3 protein-coding genes are annotated in these 678 nt (G+C 57.8%); 1 reads left to right on the top strand and 2 read right to left on the bottom strand.

Annotated elements, in window-relative coordinates:
- A partial coding sequence (locus tag AB1L30_RS00635; RefSeq protein ID WP_367011417.1) for a hypothetical protein occupies positions 1 to 214 on the bottom strand: 214 nt, incomplete at its 3' end.
- A gap of 78 nt (positions 215 to 292) precedes the next feature.
- Between AB1L30_RS00635 and AB1L30_RS00630 the strand changes: the two genes are divergently transcribed.
- Positions 293 to 415 (top strand): hypothetical protein, encoded by a 123-nt coding sequence (locus tag AB1L30_RS00630; RefSeq protein WP_367011416.1) that lies wholly within the window; start codon positions 293 to 295, stop codon positions 413 to 415.
- Positions 416 to 438: 23 nt separating this feature from the next.
- Here AB1L30_RS00630 and AB1L30_RS00625 read toward each other — a convergent pair.
- Positions 439 to 678: hypothetical protein (locus tag AB1L30_RS00625; RefSeq protein ID WP_367011415.1), on the bottom strand; the 240-nt coding region annotated here is incomplete at its 5' end.

Below are 678 nucleotides of genomic sequence, written 5' to 3'. Positions count from 1 at the left end.
CTTCCTGCATCGTGTTCAAAGCGGAGAAGATGCCATCGCCACCGACTGCTTGCAGACCGAAGTAAACAATCAGAAAACCACCCACCAGCAAGCCGAAGCCGTTGATGGTATCAGCCGCGGATGGCTGAATCTTCCCAGTCAGTTGGCTGTCCCTGGGGCATCGGCTGCTTTTCTGCTCAGGTGTCGGCGACCGGCATATTGGCTTCGGTTTCACCTTCCTCGGTCGAATCGTTCTGCCAATCGAAGTCGGCACCTTCTTCGATCCACAGCTTGATCGTGGCCAGTTCGGCTGATGAAGCGTTTGCTCCATCAATATCAGGCCTCTCCGGCGGCTGGTCAGCGAATGACGGCTGGCGATGTGGTCGACGACATCGTCCGGCGTCTGTTGGTCATCTCGCGGTCATCGGAACGATGATCGGCGCGCTACTGGGTGGCGCCTTAGGTGCATTCGGCGGTGCTTGGGCTGGGGTTGAAGTCTCCCTTCAACAACAGCGTCGCGAGTAGTGCGCAAGCGAGTCGGAAAAGTGGCGCCCACGTTTTGCCGAGCGTGCTGAGGCTGCTGTAGTTCTCGCTGGTCATCCCGCTGAGCGGTAACGGAACCCCTTCGACAATCAAGTTGACTTGCTTTTCGGTCAAGTCGCGATAGGGGGCGTTGATCGGAATATCGTAGTCAGGCGC

Source organism: Bremerella sp. JC817 (assembly GCF_040718835.1).
Classification (GTDB): domain Bacteria; phylum Planctomycetota; class Planctomycetia; order Pirellulales; family Pirellulaceae; genus Bremerella.
Note: the sequence above shows the minus strand (reverse complement) of the source record. Positions and strands in the feature narration are given on the sequence as shown.

Excerpts from the sequence above, each read along its gene's own strand:
- AB1L30_RS00630 (WP_367011416.1), top strand. The coding sequence starts at position 293 with ATGAAGCGTTTGCTCCATCAATATCAGGCCTCTCCGGCGGCTGGTCAG.